Here is an 18,538-nt window from a genome sequence, read left to right as displayed (position 1 = left end):
CTAGTTATTTTTTGAAATTTGATCTGCTAAAATTAAGGCGTTATATAGGTTGGCCATTTTTCCTGAAGTTGAAATAGTCTGGAATTTTTTAGTATTGCTGGTATCTCCTCCCAGCACTACAGTTGCTTTTGTAGAGATACCACTATCCATGATTATTTGTTTTACCTGTCCCGCAGATAATTTTGGGTAATAACCTCTTATGATCGCCGCGATCCCTGCAACTGCTGGTGACGCCATGGAAGTTCCCTGAAGATACTCGTATGTATCGTTTGGAGTTGTAGACCAGATCTTGGTTCCAGGTGCGAAAACATCTACGTTGGTAGCTCCATAGTTAGAAAATGTTGCGATAAGATTCGCTCCGTATTCATAATTCAAAGCACCAACCGTTAAAAAGTTATCACTGATCTCTGTAGTTTCCTGCGGATTTTGATCGTTAGGATAAACTCTTTTTTTGTCAAGATCTATTCCTTCATTTCCAGCTGCATTTACGATTAGAACATCATTATCTGCTGCATATTTTATAGCATCGATCACCCATTCCGGATTTTGAGAAAAGTATTTTCCAAAACTGGTATTAATCACTTTCGCACCATTATCTACGGCATAACGAATTCCCAGTGCAATATCTTTATCATATTCATCACCATCTGGCACAGCTCTTACCGCCATAATTTTTGCATTGCTGGCAACTCCTTTAAGTCCTACGGAATTATTTCTGTTAGCTGCAATGATCCCGGCAACATGTGTTCCATGTTTGGCATCTTCTTTTTTTGGATCTGGTCCTGAAACTTTATTGTTTCCATAGTTGGTATCGGTGATATCGTAAGGATCGTCACCCACAACAGCTCTACCATCCAGGTCAAGGTTGAAATGGGTATCAAGACGGCCACTGAAATATTCTACACCTTCATTGATCTCCTTGATTACTTCAGGTATACTCTCGTTCACGTTGCTTTGCATTTGCCCAACGATCATTTTTGCCTGTTGTAGTTCCTGGGTTTCAGGTTTGAAATCCAACACCTGCTTTTTAGTATAATCTTCAGTTCCCAGGGCTTTTGTCATAGCTGCATGTGCATTTTTGACCTGCTGTAGGATCTGGGTATACTGCTGCTGAGTTTGCTGAGCTTCCTGGTATTCTTTGTCGTATTCTTTTTTAGCTTCCAGGTACAAATTGTATTCTTCCCTGTCTGCTGTGCTTATGCTACTCTGGGTTTTCCCTTCATATTTGGGTTTTAAACGCTTGATGATACGAGTAAACTCCATGTTTTCTTCCACGGCATCACCCAGAAAGTTCCAGCCATGCACATCATCTATAAAACCGTTATTATCATCATCTTTTCCATTACCAGCGATCTCATCCTCATTAGTCCAGATCACCCCTTGCAGATCTTCATGTGTAATATCTATACCGCTGTCCACAACTCCTACAATCACTGTAGAAGGTTTGTTGTTTTTGATAATTTCAGCATAAGCTCTGTCCACGCTCATTCCCGGAATAGTATCCCTGGAAAGATCTGAATTAGTCCAGTCTTTTAACTGGGCATCTGTAAGGTCCTTTACCTTTAAAGGAATAGAATCAATATTGCTTACGGGGGTGGAAACTACTCTTGGAGCAGTACTGCTACATGCAGTTAAGGCACCGGCTGCCAGTATGGTCAGGAACGGCTTATAAACAGGTATTCTCATAGTTATTTTAATTGAATAATTCTTTGAAGGTATAAGTCTGATCGTGTCTTACCCCTTTTTCGGTATTTTTTAGAGTTATTATTTCATTGTGAGCATCATGCTCCATGAACAGGTAATAATTTTCGTTTGCTGCGGTTTGTAGAAATTTCTCTTTTTCAGCAAGAGTTAAAAGTGGTCTGGTGTCGAAGCCCATAACATATGGCAAGGGAATATGTCCCACGGTAGGAAGAAGATCTGCCATAAAAACCAGTTTCTTACCCTTATAGTCAATATGCGGGATCATTTGCTTATCTGTATGTCCATCTACCAGAAGTGATTCGAAGCCAATGTGATTTGCTTTGCAAAATTCACTGCTTCCCTCCCGCTCCACAAAATGAAGTTTTCCGCTTTGTTCCATAGGAAGTATATTTTCTTTCAGAAAAGATGCTTTTTCACGAGCATTTGGATTCGTAGCCCATTCCCAGTGATCTTCATTGCTCCAGAACCTGGCATTTTTGAAAGCCGGTTCATATCCCGTACGCTCTTTATTCCACTGTATACAACCTCCACAGTGGTCAAAATGCAGGTGAGTCATAAAAATATCTGTGATGTCATCACGATGAAAACCATGTTCCTTGAGTGAGCTGTCTATACTATGATCTCCCCATGGATAGTAATAGCTAAAGAATTTCTCACTTTGCTTATCACCCATTCCGGTATCAATTAGAATAAGTTTATCACCATCCTCAATGAGCAAACAACGGGCAGCGATATCTATCATATTATTCGAGTCGGCAGGATTGGTGCGGGTCCAGAGACTTTTCGGGACCACTCCAAACATAGCTCCACCATCTAATTTAAAATTTCCGGCTTGTATAGGATAAAGGGTCATTCAGAATAAATTTGAAGATTTCTCCGCAAAATAGAAAATCTCATAGCTAATTCGAATTATTTTCTAAATGATTTAACAGGCGCTCAATAATGTTAGGCTTTTAATAATAAGCTTTCATAGTAAAACATTTTTAATATTTTTAGCAATCGTAAGCAAATACAGAATCTATGGTTGAATTGGCAGGAATAGTGATCCTTGGGATATTGGCACAGTGGGCAGCATGGCGATTTAAGATCCCCGCCATTTTACCATTGATCCTGGTTGGCCTTGCAGTAGGTCCAATTTCTACTTTTTTTACTGAAGATGGTTCCAAGATTATAGAACCAATCTGGAATGGTGAATCCGGATTATTTCCGGGGGAAAGCCTTTTCTACTTTGTTTCGCTGGCGATCGGGATCATACTTTTCGAAGGTGGTTTAACGCTGCGGAAGGGTGAAATTCTTAATGTTGGCCCGGTGATCATCAAGTTGATAACCATAGCCGTGATCGTTACTTTCTTTGGAGCCGGTGTAGCAGCATACCTGATATTTGACCTTAGCTGGCAGATATCGTTCTTATTCGCGGCACTTATTATTGTAACCGGTCCTACCGTAATTACCCCTATTCTTCGGAATATTCCTTTAAAATCTGATATCTCAACTATTCTGAAATGGGAAGGGATCCTTATCGATCCTATTGGTGCCCTGGTAGCGGTATTGATGTTTGAATTTATAAGCGCTGGTACTGGAACCGAATTTACAGAAACAGCATTGATAGAATTTGGAAAGATCGTTCTTTTTGGATTTACCTTTGGATTCACCTTTGCTCATGCTCTGGCCTTTGCCATCAAAAAGAACGTGATCCCTCATTATTTACTGAATGTACTAACGCTGGCAACCGTGCTGGGAGTTTTTGTACTGGCAGATCTTTTCGCTCATGAAAGCGGACTTTTAGCCGTGGTAGTGATGGGAATGGTGATGGGAAACATCAACCTTCCAAACCTGAAAGAATTACTTTATTTTAAAGAATCTCTAAGCGTACTGCTTATTTCGATCCTGTTCATACTTCTCGCTGCGAATATCAATGTAGAAGACCTGATGCTGGTGTATGACGTCAAAGCTTTGATCCTGTTTGCTACCGTGGTACTCATCGTTAGACCACTGGGTGTATTTGTGAGTAGTATAGGCTCATCACTAAAATTCAACGAAAAACTATTTATAAGCTGGGTTGGACCTCGTGGTATCGTAGCCGCAGGTATCGCTTCTCTATTCGGAATTGAACTTTCTAATCAAGGCGTTCCCGGAGCAGAATATATCACTCCGCTTGTATTCATGATCGTACTGGGAACTGTTCTTCTCAATGCCACCACAGCAAGGTTATTCGCTCAATTGGTAGGAGTATTTCTGAAGAATTCTCAGGGAATCTTAATCATTGGAGCATCTACAATCTCAAGATTGATTGGTAGTTATCTGAAGAAGAACAATCGACATGTGGTCTTGGTTGATAGTAATGGAACAAATATTAAAAAAGCACAGGAACTTGGATTGGATGCGATCCAGGAAAATGTTTATTCAGATGATCTTATCAATAATATTGAATTAAGTGATATCGGTTATTTAATGGCAATGACTGGAAATACGGAAGTAAACCTGAATGCCATCGAAAAGTTCAGAAAACATTTTGGAGAAAATGGATCTTTTAGAGTAGTTTCTTCAGATGAAATGTATGATCCTGAAAACAATCCTAAAGAGGGACTGTTCTCGCAAACCGACGATTATATCAAGTTAACGAACCTTGCCAGAAAGTATCCTTCTATTCATGAAATTGAACTGAATTCCAAGGAGCACTACGAAGGTCTCATAGAAATTAGTAAAACCGATTCTGATATCATTCCACTTTTTGTAAAAGATGAGGAAGGGGAGCTTAGTATTATTCCTTCAAACAGTCTTGAAGTAGAAATTGAAGAAGGTTTTATGATGGTTTATCTTGGAAAAGAACTGGAAACCGGAGACAGCGAAGAAAAAGAGAACATTGAAAAGAATATTCAGGAGGAAGATTAATCACTCCTCCTCCATTTTCTCAATTAGTTCATCGGTCACCTCCAGTGTATGATATACGTTCTGAACATCATCGTCATCTTCAAATTTTTCGATGAGGTTCAGGATCTTTATAGCGTCTTCCAAAGGCAATTCAGTTGTATTTAAGGGTATACGCTGTACTTCAGAATTTTTTGGCTCTATTTTTAGTTCTTCAAGTTTCGATGACATCATTCCAAAATCATTGAAATCTGTATAAACTGTCAAATAATCGTCTTCCTTATCAAAACTTGATGCACCACCTTCAATAAGCTCTAATTCCAGTTCTTCAAGTTCTATTTCGATATTTTCCTTTTCTAGTACAAAAACCCCTTTTTTATCGAAAAGGAATTCCAGAGAACCATTGGTCCCAAGACTTCCACCATTTTTGCTGAAAATGGAACGAACTGAAGCCACAGTTCTATTAGTATTATCTGTAGTAGCTTCTACGAAAATGGCTATCCCATTTGGACCATAACCTTCAAAAGTGACCATTTCATAATTATCGGCATCTGCACCACTAGCCTTCTTGATCGCGCGTTCAATGGTATCCTTGGGCATATTTACCCCTTTGGCATTCTGGATGGCATTACGCAAGGCGGGATTAGCTTCAGGATCTGGTCCACCGCCTTCTTTTACGGCAACTGTAATCTCTTTGATCGCCCTGGTGAACTGCTTCGCTCTTTTCTTGTCCTGAGCTCCTTTACGATGCTTGATATTCGCCCATTTACTATGTCCAGCCATTTCTAGTCTGTAGATTTTGGTTTGTAGTCGATAGATTTTCTACCGAGTAACTCATTATCACAAAAGTAAAAAAATGTCGTGGAATTAAGCTGAATAAGAAGACCTCACAAGTTTTTGAAACCTGTGAGGTCTATTTAATTTTTGCGTTAGGGATAGTAGTGGCAGCTTTTTGGAAGCCTTAGCTACCAAAAACTAGAACGGATAGCCCGCCGCCGACCCTGGGAGGCGAAACGCCCTAATAAAACTATAAGAAAGCTATGACTAATCGTTCAGTTTAAGAACCGCCATAAATGCTTCCTGCGGAATTTCAACATTTCCAACCTGTCTCATTCTCTTTTTACCTTTTTTCTGCTTTTCAAGAAGTTTACGTTTACGGGAAATATCACCACCATAACATTTCGCGGTAACATCTTTACGTAAAGCTTTTACAGTTTCACGGGCAATGATCTTCGCACCAATTGCGGCTTGGATTGGAATATCAAATTGTTGTCTTGGGATCAATTCCTTCAGTTTCTCGCACATTTTCTTTCCAATATCATACGCGTTATCCACGTGCAATAGTGCAGAAAGTGCATCTACCGTATTCGCATTAAGAAGTACATCAACTTTTACAAGTTTTGACTGGCGCATTCCAATTGGAGAATAATCGAAAGAAGCATAACCTCTGGAAACGGTTTTCAACCTGTCGTAGAAGTCGAAAACAATCTCCGCTAAAGGCATGTCAAAAGTTAGTTCAACACGTTCTGTAGTAAGATAAGTCTGATTAGTAATTTCTCCACGCTTTTCAATACATAGAGACATTACATTCCCAACATAATCTGATTTTGTAATGATCGTAGCCTTAATAAATGGCTCTTCAACCCTGTTTAATGTAGATGGTTCAGGAAGGTCAGACGGGTTATTTACCAGTAAAGCTTCATCTGGATTCTTATTGGTGTAAGCCTGGTAAGAAACGTTAGGAACCGTAGTAATCACGGTCATATCGAACTCACGTTCCAGTCTTTCCTGAATAATTTCCAGGTGTAACATTCCAAGGAATCCACAACGGAATCCAAAGCCTAAAGCTGCAGAACTTTCAGGAGTAAAAACCAGCGAAGCATCGTTTAGCTGTAGTTTCTCCATGGAAGCTCTCAATTCTTCGTAATCTTCAGTATCTACAGGATAAATTCCGGCGAAAACCATTGGTTTTACGTCTTCAAAACCTGCTACAGCTTCCGTAGTTGGATTTACGGCGCTGGTAATAGTATCACCTACTTTCACCTCGCGAGCATCCTTAATACCCGTGATGAGGTAACCAACATCACCGGTTTTGATCTCTTTTCGAGGAAATTGTTTTAAACGAAGTGTTCCCACTTCATCGGCATCATATGTTTTATTCGTCGCAACGAACTTGATCTTTTCACCTTTTTTAATAGATCCATTAATAACTCTGAAATAAGTTTCAACACCTCGAAATGGGTTGTAAACAGAGTCAAAGATCAATGCTCGAAGTGGAGCATCAACTTTTCCTGTTGGAGCAGGAATTCTGGAAATAATAGCATCAAGAATCTCTTTGATCCCGATACCAGTTTTTGCACTTGCCGGGATAACATCTGATGCATCGCAACCTAAAAGATCCACAATGTCATCTGTTACCACTTCCGGATTTGCACTGGGAAGATCCACTTTATTCAGTACCGGAATGATCTCAAGATCGTTTTCAAGAGCAAGATAAAGATTCGAAATAGTTTGAGCCTGAATACTTTGAGCTGCATCTACTACCAGTAAAGCACCTTCACAAGCAGCAATAGAACGGGATACTTCATATGAAAAATCCACGTGGCCGGGAGTGTCGATAAGGTTTAGTGTGTATTCTTCACCTTCATGAACATAATCCATTTGTATCGCATGAGACTTAATAGTAATCCCGCGTTCCCGTTCCAGGTCCATACTGTCCAGCAGTTGTTCCTGTTTTTCACGCTCGGTTACGGTCCCGGTAAAATCCAGCAGGCGATCTGCCAGTGTACTTTTCCCGTGATCGATATGCGCGATTATGCAAAAATTTCGAATGTTCTTCATCTCCAGTATTTGTATCCTTAGGCCTAAAAATTCAGGTAATTTTAAGACTACAAATATAATTGAATTAATAGTCTTATATAAAATTTCAAGTTTATGTTTGTTTCGCTGTGTGAAAGCATTCGATAATGCTATTTTAGAGCTTGTAAATTTCTTTGCTGAAGTCTATACTACAAAGGCATTGCATCAAAAAACTGACTATGGATTTCCTGAAACCTGATACTGAAAAGGCATCAAATTATGATCATCTTGAAAAGATGAATACTGCAGAACTTCTGAAGAATATCAACAAGGAAGATCAAACGGTGGCTGAAAGTGTGCAGAAAGTAATTCCTGCAATTGAAGTTCTGGTGGACAGCATCGTGGAAAAATTAGGAACAGGAGGAAGGCTTTTTTATATTGGAGCTGGTACAAGCGGCCGGCTTGGGGTTCTGGACGCTTCAGAATGTCCGCCCACATTTGGGGTTGAGCCTGGAATCGTAATTGGTCTAATTGCCGGCGGTGATACTGCTTTGAGGAATGCTGTTGAAAATGCAGAAGATGATACGGAGCAGGCATGGAAAGATCTTCAACAATATAAGATCTCTTCAAGAGATGTCCTGGTAGGCATCGCTGCATCTGGAACCACGCCTTACGTGATTGGAGGAATTGAAAAAGCCAGAGAGAATAATATAATCACGGGATGTGTTACCTGTAGCTCCGGAAGTCCACTGGCCCAAGCTTCAGAATATCCGGTGGAAGTAATCACCGGACCAGAATTTGTAACGGGTAGCACACGTATGAAAGCAGGAACAGCGCAGAAAATGGTGTTGAATATGATCACAACGTCTACCATGATCAGGTTAGGTAAAATCAAAGGAAATAAGATGGTAGATATGCAGTTATCCAACAAAAAGCTGGTGGGACGTGGAACCCAGATGATCATGGATGAATTGCATATCGAGGAACAGCAGGCTAAAGCTTTGTTATTAGAGCATGGCAGTGTGAGACTGGCAATCGCTAATTTTCAACAGAATAGTTAATGATTAAATCATTAAAATACTACAAATTATTATCGCTGGTTCTTCTGGTGTTTTTCGCATATTCCTGTAAATCCACTAAAAATGTTTCAGTAGCTGAAAAACAACCTGATACCATAGATACTTTGGTTCAGAAGGAGATTGATAAACCTGAGGTTTCAAAAGAAATTACAGAAAATACATTTATTCAACCACCGCTTGAAATAGCAGAATTTAGAGCAGCCTGGATCGCCACGGTTGCAAATATCAACTGGCCTAGTAAAGCAGGTTTATCTACTGAAGTACAGAAAAAGGAAGCCCTGGAAATGCTTGATTTTCTTGAAGATAATAATTTCAACGCGGTCATTTTACAGGTTCGGCCACAGGCTGATGCATTATATCAAAGCGAACTGGAACCATGGTCTTATTTTCTTACCGGCAAAAGTGGAAAGGCTCCAGAACCTTTTTACGATCCGCTGGAATTCTGGATAGACCAGGCTCATATAAGAGGACTGGAGCTCCATGTCTGGCTCAATCCATACCGGGCGCATCATACCACTGGTAAAGAAATTGGTGAAAAGTCTATTGTTAAGACCAATCCTGAACTCGTAATGGAACTGAAAAATGGGATGTGGTGGATGGATCCAGGAAGTGAAAAGGTGCAGGAACATTCGGCTGCAGTAGTCATGGATATTGTGGAACGCTACGATATAGATGGCGTTCATTTTGATGACTATTTCTATCCGTATGCATCTTATAATGGTAAAAGCGGATTCCCGGATGATATAAGTTACCAGAAATACCAAAGTAGTGGAGGTAAACTTTCCAGAGCCGATTGGAGGCGTAAGAATGTTAATGATTTTATCGAAAGGATTGCTGCTGAAATCAAAGCTGAAAAGTCTTTCGTAAAATTCGGAATTAGTCCGTTTGGGATTTGGAGACCTGGTTTTCCTGCAAGTATTAAAGGAATGGACCAGTATGAAGAATTATATGCTGATGCAAAATTATGGCTGAATAAAGGCTGGATCGATTATTTCACACCGCAACTATACTGGCCCACGGCAAAAGTAGGGCAAAGCTTTCCGGTTTTATTGGGTTGGTGGGAATCTGAAAATGTAGTTGGAAGACATTTATGGCCGGGAATTAATCTTGCTCTGGACGAAGAAACACCAGGTGAAATTGCCTCACAGATCATGATCTCTCGTGGAATTCTTCCAGATAGCCCTGGCGCGGTTCACTGGAATATTGGACCGCTGATGAAAAGTGAGAAACTAAGAAATTCATTGAAAAACGGACCTTATCAACATAATGCTTTGGTGCCTGCAAGTCCATGGTTATCTACTGAGGTTCCTGAAATTCCCAGCATTGAACTAGCTAAAACAGCTTCAGAATATACTATAAAGAATTCCAGTTTAGATGAGCACTTCAGGTGGGTGGTTTATTATCAGTATGAAAATAGTGGCTGGAACTACAAAATTTTGAATCAGGAACAGGATTCACATTCACTCCCAATTCAGAATAAAGACAATAATAAATTGATCAAAATAGGGATTACTGCGGTAGATCGTACTGGAGCCCAGAGTAGTTTCCAGCAATATGATCTTCAAATCCTTGACCTTATAAAATCTTAATTATGAAAACCAGATCTATAATATATTTTGTAGCAGCAATTTTCTTCCTTTCCTGTGGAGAATCTAAAAAGGAATCGGCTAAAACTGGTCAGATCGAAGAAATTGTAGAACAAACCAGAACTGAATTTGCTCCAGACAAACGGGTAGCGCTTTTTGATATTTCTGCGGAAGAAGATGAGAACGGAATCATTCTTAAAGGTGAAACCAATTCAGAAGAAGCAAAAAAAAGACTTTTATCAGATCTTGATTCGGCTGGGATTAATTATAAAGACAGTATTCAGGTTTTGCCTTCCGAAGAATTGGGAGAAAAACTTTACGGGATCATTGATGTTTCTGTGGCTAACCTAAGAGGAGATAGCATGCATTCATCTGAACTTGTCACTCAGGCCACACTCGGAACTCCTGTAAAGATCTGGAAACGAACCGAAGAATGGTATTATATTCAAACTCCAGACGATTATCTTTCGTGGGTGGACCACGGAGGAATTACGACCATGAACGAAAGTGAATTTAATAATTGGAAAACTTCAGAAAAGATCATTTTCACGAGAGCCTATGGGAACTCCTATGCTAAGGCTGATTTAAATTCTAATCCAGTTACAGATCTGGTAACCGGGGCAGTCCTGGAATTGCTGGAAGATTCAGGAGATTTTTATAAGGTTAGATATCCTGACGCTCGTGAAGCCTACGTTTCTAAAGACGATGCGAAGAACTACCGGGAATGGTTACAGAATTTGGAACCTGATGGCGAAAGTCTAACGAGGGTTTCTGAAAAGTTGATGGGGTTACCTTATCTATGGGGAGGGACTTCTGCGAAAGGAGTAGATTGTAGCGGATTCACCAAAACGATCTATTTCATGAATGGCGTGGTCATTCCCAGGGATGCTTCTCAACAGATCAAAGAGGGTACGCTCGTGGACGACGAATCAGATTTCAGCAAACTGGAAGTAGGGGATCTACTGTTCTTTGGTAGACCGGCAACAGATTCTACTTCGGAAAAAGTTGTACACGTAGGAATGTGGATTGGTAATAATGAATTTATTCATTCTTCGGGAGATGTTCATATTAGTAGTGTAGATGATAACGCTGAAAATTTTGATGAATTCAACAAAAGCCGATATTTAAGAACTAAAAGATATCTGGATCAACAATCAAGTGGACTCAAATACTTGCAACAGCAGGATTTTTATAGCGGTAATACTCATTAATTTTAGGCGAAACAGTGCTTTAAGCGTTGATTTTGCAGGGATTGTTTATCAATTGCTAATTAATTTAGCTTCAGGTCGATATAAAAGCTTTTTCTTGCTAAAAATCACATAAAAGCTATATTTGCCCTTGTTACCAAACAAACCGAACTAACCAAACATGAATATTAGAACATCTCTAAGCATTTTTCTTTGCTTTTTAAGTACGCTGGTATTTTCACAAAATGAACTTTCAGGAAAGTTAACCGACCTTAATAACGATCCACTTGCTTACGCGAATGTCATTCTTTTGAGCGCCCAGGATTCAGTATCTGTCGTCAAAGGAACGGTGAGTGAAGAGGATGGGAGCTTCTTGCTGAAGGATATTAAAGATGATAATTACGTACTAAAAATTACTTATGTAGGTTATGACGACCTGCTGAAGAAGATCAGGGTAAAAGGAGACACTAACCTTAAAACCTTGAAAGTTGCACCATCTTCAGGAGATCTGGAGGAGATAACGATTCAAGCCAGGAAACCAAGAATTAGCAGGGAAGTGGATCGTATCGTATTTGATGTGGAGAATTCTACTTTATCCTCTGGAAATACCTGGGAAATATTAAAGAAATCACCTGGAGTTATCGATAACCAGGGACAATTGATGGTTCGAAATGCGGCAGTGCAGGTCTATTTAAATGATCGCAAGATCTATTTATCTGCTTCAGAATTGCAGACCTTACTGGAATCTTATTCCGCAGAAAACATAAAATCTATTGAGATCATTACGAATCCTCCAGCAAAATATGATGCTGAAGGCGGAGCGATCCTTAATATTACCACTAGTAAATCCATTACCCCGGGTTACAAGGGAAGCGTAGAAGGAACTTATACCCAGGCGATCTATTCGAAATATAAGATTGGAACCAGTCATTATTTCCAGGGTGATAAGGTGAACGTGTTTGCGAATTATAATTTTAGTCCGCGTAAGGATTATAAGAATGACGATTCTTATATCAATTTCATTCAGGATGGGCAGCCATTTTCCAGGTGGGACACAGATTTTACAAGGGAAACTACAAGCCAGGCTCATAACGCCAACGCTATCATAGATTTTGAACTTTCAGAAAAGAGCAATCTAAACTTTTCTGTAAATGCCAACTTTTCACCAAACCGTGAATTCGATAATGATGTAACGACGGAGATGAGAAATGCTTCCGGAGGACTTGATTCAACACTGGTAACAGATTCCGGGGTTTTTACAGATCAAAATAACGTTGCATTGAACCTTGATTACACAACATCTTTTGAAAATGGTGGCGATCTTTCCTTAAAAGCACATTATACAAGGTTTGACCAGGATCGTGAGCAAACTGTCTTTTCTCAATATTTTAATCCTCAGGGTCAACGTCTGGATGCACTTGAATTTGAAACCGATGCCAGCCAGGAGATCGATATATACACAGCGCAGGCAGATTATTCCAGGACGATCGGGGAATCTGCTTTTGAAAGCGGACTTAAATTTTCGTCCATAGAATCTGAAAGTGGGATCGAGTACATGAACGAGCGACGTTTGGAATCGCTGTATGATGAACTAGGAGATGTATTTTTATATGATGAAAATATCTACGCAGCATATCTTTCTATAAGTCACGACTGGACGAAATGGAGTGGTAAATTAGGACTTCGTGGGGAATATACCGATAGAACAGGGGAGAGCATGAGTGTTGAAACTATCAATGATCGTGAATACTTTGAATTGTTTCCAACGGCATACCTGCAATATCGAGCTTCAGAGAATCATAGTTTTACGCTGGATTACAGCCGTAGAATTCAACGACCACGATATGAAAGTCTGAATCCATTCAGATACTTTCTGAATGAGACGAATTTCAACGCTGGAAACCCAAATCTTATCGCGTCCATTAGTAACAATTTGAATCTGAACTATACTTTAAATAATGCATGGTTCTTTGACTTCTATTACAAGGATCTTGGGGAAGCTCCGGAAGTCCTAGTATTTCAGGATAATCAAAACCTTACCATTCGTAATGTGAATCAGAATCTGCTGGATTCTAAATCCTATGGAATTGATATTTTTCATGGAACTTCTATCACAGATTTCTGGTATGCACAATTTTTTACATCGCTATTCCGTATGGAAAATACGTTGCTTGCCCTGGAGAGTAATAATGCTGAGGTAACGATAGAAGCTGAAGGTGTTCAGGCATACGTCTATAATATCTTTACGTTGTCCCAGGATGGTACTTTTGAGGGAACTTTGTTTGCACAATATCTTTCAGATTATTTATCCGGATCTTACAATCTGGAGCCAATGACCACTGTAAGTATTGGTTTAAGAAAGACCTTATGGGATAATAGAGCAGAGCTAAGTTTGAATGTGAATGATATATTTAATTCTACGAACACCCGCCTTACTTCAGAATATTTAAACCAGAGTAACAGTTTCTTTTCTTTTGCTGAAAACAGGAATGTCCAGATAGGTTTTAAATATAACTTCGGAAACTTCAGGCTGAGTGACAATCAGCGTACAATAGATGAAGCCGAAAGAGAACGATTAAGACCATAATTTTTACTTCCGGTTTATTTCTTAATTTTGCAGCATAAAACTGAAAGGCTTTGGCTAAAATTGGAAATATAGATGTAGGAGACTTCCCGTTGCTGTTGGCACCGATGGAAGACGTGAGTGATCCACCATTTCGAGCATTATGTAAGGAACAGGGTGCAGATGTGGTGTATACTGAATTTATTTCTTCTGAAGGACTTATTCGCGATGCCGCGAAAAGTACCATGAAACTTGATATTTACGAAAAAGAACGACCTGTTGGGATCCAGATATTCGGGGCTAACCTGGAGTCGATGTTACAGTCTGTTGAGATTGTTGAAAAGTCTGGTCCTGATATTATAGATATCAACTTTGGATGCCCGGTGAAAAAAGTGGTTTCTAAAGGCGCCGGAGCGGGAATTCTGAAAGATGTAGATTTAATGGTTTCTTTGACCGAAGCGATGGTAAAGCACACAAACTTACCAATCACGGTAAAGACACGTTTAGGTTGGGATCACGATTCTATAAAGATCCTTGAGGTTGCTGAAAGATTACAGGATGTTGGCTGCAAGGCTATTTCCATTCATGGTCGAACCAGAGCACAGATGTACAAGGGCGAAGCCGACTGGAAGCCAATCGCGCAGGTAAAGAATAATCCTCGTATGCATATTCCGGTTTTTGGAAATGGTGATGTGGATTCTCCAGAGAAAGCCATGCTTATGCGTGATGAATTTGGACTTGATGGTGCAATGATTGGTCGTGCAAGTATTGGCTATCCATGGTTCTTTCGGGAAGTGAAGCATTATTTTGAGACCGGAAAACACATGGCGCCGCCAACACTGGAAGAGCGCGTAGACGCGGCCAGACGACATTTACAGATGTCTATCGACTGGAAAGGAGAACGTCTGGGTGTTTTCGAAACCCGTCGTCATTATACGAACTATTTCAAAGGAATTCCGCACTTTAAGGAGTATCGTATGAAAATGGTAACCAGTGATGATTCTGTAGATGTATTTAAAGCTTTCGACGAGGTAGAGAAGGAGTTCGCAGGTTACGAATTCGCTTAATTACTTTAAAGCTTTCCTGGTAGTTCCTGCAGCGATATAGGAAGCAATAAAACCGAGAGTAAAGATCGTGGCTACTACGATAATTACATTTTTTGCACGCATTTGCACAGGATAGGGCAGGCTGGGAGTGATCATGACCAAATCAAATTGCATTTGTAAAAGTATAAGGACAATGGCAAAACTAAGGCCTAAAAGTCCGCCCAGAACGGTCATCAACATTCCCTGGTAAAAAAAGATATTTCTTATTTGTCTGGTAGTAGCACCAAGACTATGCAGGGTCTTCATATTTTCCCGTTTATCCAGGATCATAACGATTATAGAACCTACTACGTTAAATAGTGCGATTGTGAGTACTAGTGTGAAAATTAGATAAACAAAGAGGTTTTCAGAATTTAGCATTTTGTTCAGTGCATCATTCAGTTCTTCACGGGTTTTGATCTGTACATTATCGCCCAGAACTGTAATGATTTCTTCTGAAATTCTATCGAGATCTGCTTCCGAAGAAATCTTAAATTCTACGCCTGTCACCTCATCAGGCTGCATGCTTAGCAGATCACGGGCAAAATTGATATTGGTAAAAACATACTTTGAATCCAGCTCTTCATTAATGCTGTAAACCCCACTAACAATGGTCTGCCGGGTGGAAAAAGCATTCTGGATATTGGTCATGGTTACCTGTCCCTTTCCTGGTTTGGGCACCATGATCTTCAGTAAATTCTGATAATTGAAAGTGCCAATATCAAGCAGGCGGGAGAGTCCGTTTCCAATAACCACCTGCGGCTCGCTTTTAGTTAGCCAGGTGCCAAAAACAATTGCACTATCGATCTTGTTGACCTGCTGGTAATTGGCATCAACGCCTTTGATATATGCAGGGTTTGACTTCTGTTTGTAGCTAAGAATGACACGTTCCTCAATAACCTGAGTTAGCTCTTCGATTCCTTTAATTTTCAATAACCTGTCTTCCTGCTCTTCAGATAGCTGAATAATTTTTCCAGTATCTGGTAAGGCTTTAAGATCGGGATCGAATTCATTCGAAAAGGAAAGGCTGAAATCGCGTAGTCCTGAGAATCCGCTTAATACGATAAATAATGAAAATGCTCCTGCAAATACTCCAATTGCCGCGATAATGGTAATAATATTGATCGCATTGCTCTTGCTCTTAGTGAACAGGTAGCGTTTGGCAATGTAGAGTGGGAACTTCAACTTAAGATTTTTTCCTCTTGTCTAAAAGATCTGGATTGGATACAGGATCCTCTTTTCCCTTGATAGATTTCTCAATTCCGTCGATATATTCCAGAGAATCGTCTACAAAGAAACTAAGATCGGGCATTTTTCTTAGCTGATGCCTGGTTCGCTGAGCCATTTCATGCTTGATCTTATACTTGTTTTCATTGACTTCCTCAATGACTTCCTCCTGATGTTTAGAAGGGAAAATGCTAACGTATGCTTTGGCGATCGAGAGATCTGTAGTTACCCGAACTTTTGAAACTGAGATCAAAATTCCTGTACGCCCGCTTTCTCTTAGTGAGTTTTGCAGAATGTCTGCCAGGTCCTTCTGCAACAATCCACCTATCTTCTTCTGTCTATTTGTTTCTTCCATGCTACAAAAGTAAAATTTTTAACTGTGATTCTTCTTCATTCGTATGAATTTGAATAGTCTAAGCTGAAATATAGATATTTGTATCGCAAAATATAAATTCATGAAAAAGATAGAACATATAGGTATTGCTGTAAAAGATCTGGAAGCTGCTAACCGAACCTACAAAGCGATTTTAGGAGCAGAGCATTACAAAACCGAAGAGGTAGATAGGGAAGGTGTAAATACTTCTTTTTTTAAGATTGGTGATAGTAAGATAGAATTGCTTGCGGCAACCAGGGATGATAGTCCGATTGCGAAATTTCTGGAGAAACGAGGAGAGGGGATACATCACATGGCCTTTCTGGTAGACGATATTAAAAAGGAGATAACCCGTTTAAAATCTGAAGGTTTCAGGTTGCTAAATGAAATTCCAAAGCAAGGAGCCGATAATAAAATAGTAGCATTTATGCATCCTAAAGATGGTAACGGAGTCCTGGTTGAGCTTTGCCAGGAAAAATAGAATTAATTTGTTTGGTGCGTAAGAGGCAATTATCTAAATTTGCGCTCGCGATACGAATACGTATCAGGTCCCATAGCTCAGTTGGTTAGAGCACCTGACTCATAATCAGGTGGTCCTTGGTTCGAGCCCAAGTGGGACCACGATAGTGATGGAAAGCCTTTCAGGAAACTGGAAGGCTTTTTTGTTTTAGGCTGGGTACAATAAGCTAATTTTCTTTTGGTTAGATTTATTATCTCTAACTCTTTTAACCATGGATAGCCTATCTAAGAACATTGCTAATAAACTTTATAATTTTCATTAGCAGCTTGATTACCAATTTAGGATTAAGTATCAAATTTCAAATAGGAGGAAAATTTATATTCTAATTTCAATTCTATTTCCGGCTATTGTACCTCTATCTTTTTATTCTGACGTTGCTGTTAGCATTTATTTATAGATGAGCTATTGCTACTGTTATTGATTTTTCCTGCAATTTAGCTTTTAGTTCATGATGTAGATACCTTCTTGAATTACTATGATATTAAACAAGATGAAAATTTAAATGTCAAGTTCGATGAACTGCATTTATATCTGATGGAAATTTATTTTTTCAATTTGATGAAAAATAAAGTCGGCAATTTCATCTTCTTTTTTTGAGATAGTAGATCTAAAAATTGATTGGAAGTTTACTGCAAAAAATCCTAGTCTACCTAACCTTAGAAAACTTTTTTGCTTATTCGTATACTCGCAACTAATCGGATTCAAATGTCAGTGAATATTGCCGAAGATCTGCCTTAACAAGGAAGTAGTTCGTCGACTTACAGATTAGAAGATATTCATATACCATGTCCCTGCAAAAGTCCATTACAACTATTCGTGGATTGAGAATATTATTCGAAAAAGGTCTTTTCTAAGCGATAAGGTTAGTAATAAGGAATGATATGAAGAATACCTATAAATTTCTATAAATGATAAGTAAAGCCTTAAGTCTATCTCGCACCAAGGCATTTATTTAATATGGATGTAATCAAGAAAAAGATGCGAAGATTGTATTCAACCAGCATTTGGTTAGTGATAATCCAGGAGATACTAAGAGAATTTGCAATACTTCAGAGGTTAAACACAATTTGTGTAAATAAGACTATCACCAAAATTGATTTTTTACAGGAACTGGAAGAGAACGCTTTCGATAGAAGGAAGGAGCATGCTGAGAATCTTGTCAGAAAGTTGCTTATCGAAAATGAGGGAGTATATTGTATGACGAGTGGCTAAAAAGTAATTAATTCAATACTAATTCAGACTTTCCAGAAACACATAAAAAGAAATAAAAGCTTAGTAGGTTCAAAACTGATAGATAGTTTTTCCTTGGTTTTTCTTTGGTCGTAGTAGATATACGAACCATAAAATAATGTTAAGAAACTAATCTTTTTCATAGTATTGTAAAAAAAGAGTAAAACTGTGATACAACAGAAACAACCTATATTCTTACTAATTGTTCTTTTACTAACATTTTATAGTTCCTGTGATACCAATAAGAATGAAGATGAGATCTACATTGGATTCTCACAATGTATAAGTTCTGATCAATGGAGGAAGGACATGAATCA

13 protein-coding genes and 1 tRNA gene are annotated in these 18,538 nt (G+C 39.1%); 8 read left to right on the top strand and 6 right to left on the bottom strand.

The window, feature by feature from the left end; genetic code table 11:
- Together T8I65_RS00555 and T8I65_RS00550 are read right to left on the bottom strand one after the other, a co-directional pair.
- Window positions 1-1,686: a S8 family peptidase gene (locus T8I65_RS00555; protein WP_322301581.1), complete on the bottom strand. Its 1,686-nt coding sequence runs from the start codon at window positions 1,684-1,686 to the stop codon at window positions 1-3.
- A 7-nt stretch (window positions 1,687-1,693) separates the two neighbouring features.
- Window positions 1,694-2,557 carry an MBL fold metallo-hydrolase gene (locus tag T8I65_RS00550; RefSeq protein WP_322301580.1) on the bottom strand — a complete coding sequence of 288 codons (864 nt, stop codon included), beginning with the start codon at window positions 2,555-2,557 and terminating at the stop codon, window positions 1,694-1,696.
- Between the two features lie 167 nt (window positions 2,558-2,724).
- Here T8I65_RS00550 and T8I65_RS00545 point away from each other — a divergent pair, with 167 nt between their 5' ends.
- Window positions 2,725-4,596 carry a sodium:proton antiporter gene (locus T8I65_RS00545; protein WP_322301579.1) on the top strand — a complete coding sequence of 624 codons (1,872 nt, stop codon included), beginning with the start codon at window positions 2,725-2,727 and terminating at the stop codon, window positions 4,594-4,596.
- Here T8I65_RS00545 and T8I65_RS00540 read toward each other — a convergent pair whose 3' ends face one another.
- Window positions 4,597-5,355 carry a YebC/PmpR family DNA-binding transcriptional regulator gene (locus T8I65_RS00540; RefSeq protein WP_322301578.1) on the bottom strand — a complete coding sequence of 253 codons (759 nt, stop codon included), beginning with the start codon at window positions 5,353-5,355 and terminating at the stop codon, window positions 4,597-4,599.
- Window positions 5,356-5,616: 261 nt separating this feature from the next.
- Window positions 5,617-7,413, bottom strand: a complete 1,797-nt coding sequence (gene lepA, locus T8I65_RS00535; protein WP_298527014.1) for a translation elongation factor 4 — start codon at window positions 7,411-7,413, stop codon at window positions 5,617-5,619.
- A gap of 197 nt (window positions 7,414-7,610) precedes the next feature.
- Here lepA and murQ point away from each other — a divergent pair, with 197 nt between their 5' ends.
- The 5 genes from murQ to dusB all read left to right on the top strand — a co-directional run bounded on the left by murQ (window position 7,611) and on the right by dusB (window position 14,853).
- Window positions 7,611-8,432: an N-acetylmuramic acid 6-phosphate etherase gene (gene murQ, locus T8I65_RS00530; protein WP_322301577.1), complete on the top strand. Its 822-nt coding sequence runs from the start codon at window positions 7,611-7,613 to the stop codon at window positions 8,430-8,432.
- Window positions 8,432-10,039, top strand: a complete 1,608-nt coding sequence (locus T8I65_RS00525) for a glycoside hydrolase family 10 protein (RefSeq protein WP_322301576.1) — start codon at window positions 8,432-8,434, stop codon at window positions 10,037-10,039. The genes murQ and T8I65_RS00525 overlap by 1 nt, the downstream gene beginning before the upstream one ends.
- A 2-nt stretch (window positions 10,040-10,041) precedes the next feature.
- Entirely contained in the window at window positions 10,042-11,247 is a 1,206-nt protein-coding gene (locus tag T8I65_RS00520; RefSeq protein WP_322301575.1) for an NlpC/P60 family protein, read from the top strand.
- Between the two features lie 157 nt (window positions 11,248-11,404).
- Entirely contained in the window at window positions 11,405-13,810 is a 2,406-nt protein-coding gene (locus tag T8I65_RS00515) for an outer membrane beta-barrel family protein (protein ID WP_322301574.1), read from the top strand.
- A 50-nt stretch (window positions 13,811-13,860) separates the two neighbouring features.
- Window positions 13,861-14,853, top strand: coding sequence for a tRNA dihydrouridine synthase DusB (dusB, locus tag T8I65_RS00510; RefSeq protein WP_322301573.1), 993 nt, complete (start codon window positions 13,861-13,863; stop codon window positions 14,851-14,853).
- Here the strand turns inward: dusB and T8I65_RS00505 are convergent, their stop codons facing one another.
- Window positions 14,854-16,056, bottom strand: coding sequence for an ABC transporter permease (locus T8I65_RS00505; protein ID WP_322301572.1), 1,203 nt, complete (start codon window positions 16,054-16,056; stop codon window positions 14,854-14,856).
- A gap of 1 nt (window position 16,057) precedes the next feature.
- Window positions 16,058-16,453 (bottom strand): 30S ribosome-binding factor RbfA, encoded by a 396-nt coding sequence (rbfA, locus tag T8I65_RS00500; protein ID WP_322301571.1) that lies wholly within the window; start codon window positions 16,451-16,453, stop codon window positions 16,058-16,060.
- Window positions 16,454-16,553: 100 nt separating this feature from the next.
- Between rbfA and mce the strand changes: the two genes are divergently transcribed.
- Complete coding sequence (mce, locus tag T8I65_RS00495; protein ID WP_322301570.1) at window positions 16,554-16,952, top strand: methylmalonyl-CoA epimerase; 399 nt, start codon at window positions 16,554-16,556, stop codon at window positions 16,950-16,952.
- A 66-nt stretch (window positions 16,953-17,018) separates the two neighbouring features.
- Window positions 17,019-17,092 (top strand) — tRNA-Ile (locus tag T8I65_RS00490).
- Window positions 17,093-18,538 lie beyond the last annotated feature (1,446 nt).

The organism is Christiangramia sp. OXR-203, assembly GCF_034372165.1.
Taxonomy (GTDB): Bacteria; Bacteroidota; Bacteroidia; order Flavobacteriales; family Flavobacteriaceae; genus Christiangramia.
This window is presented reverse-complemented; position numbering and strand designations above follow the sequence as displayed.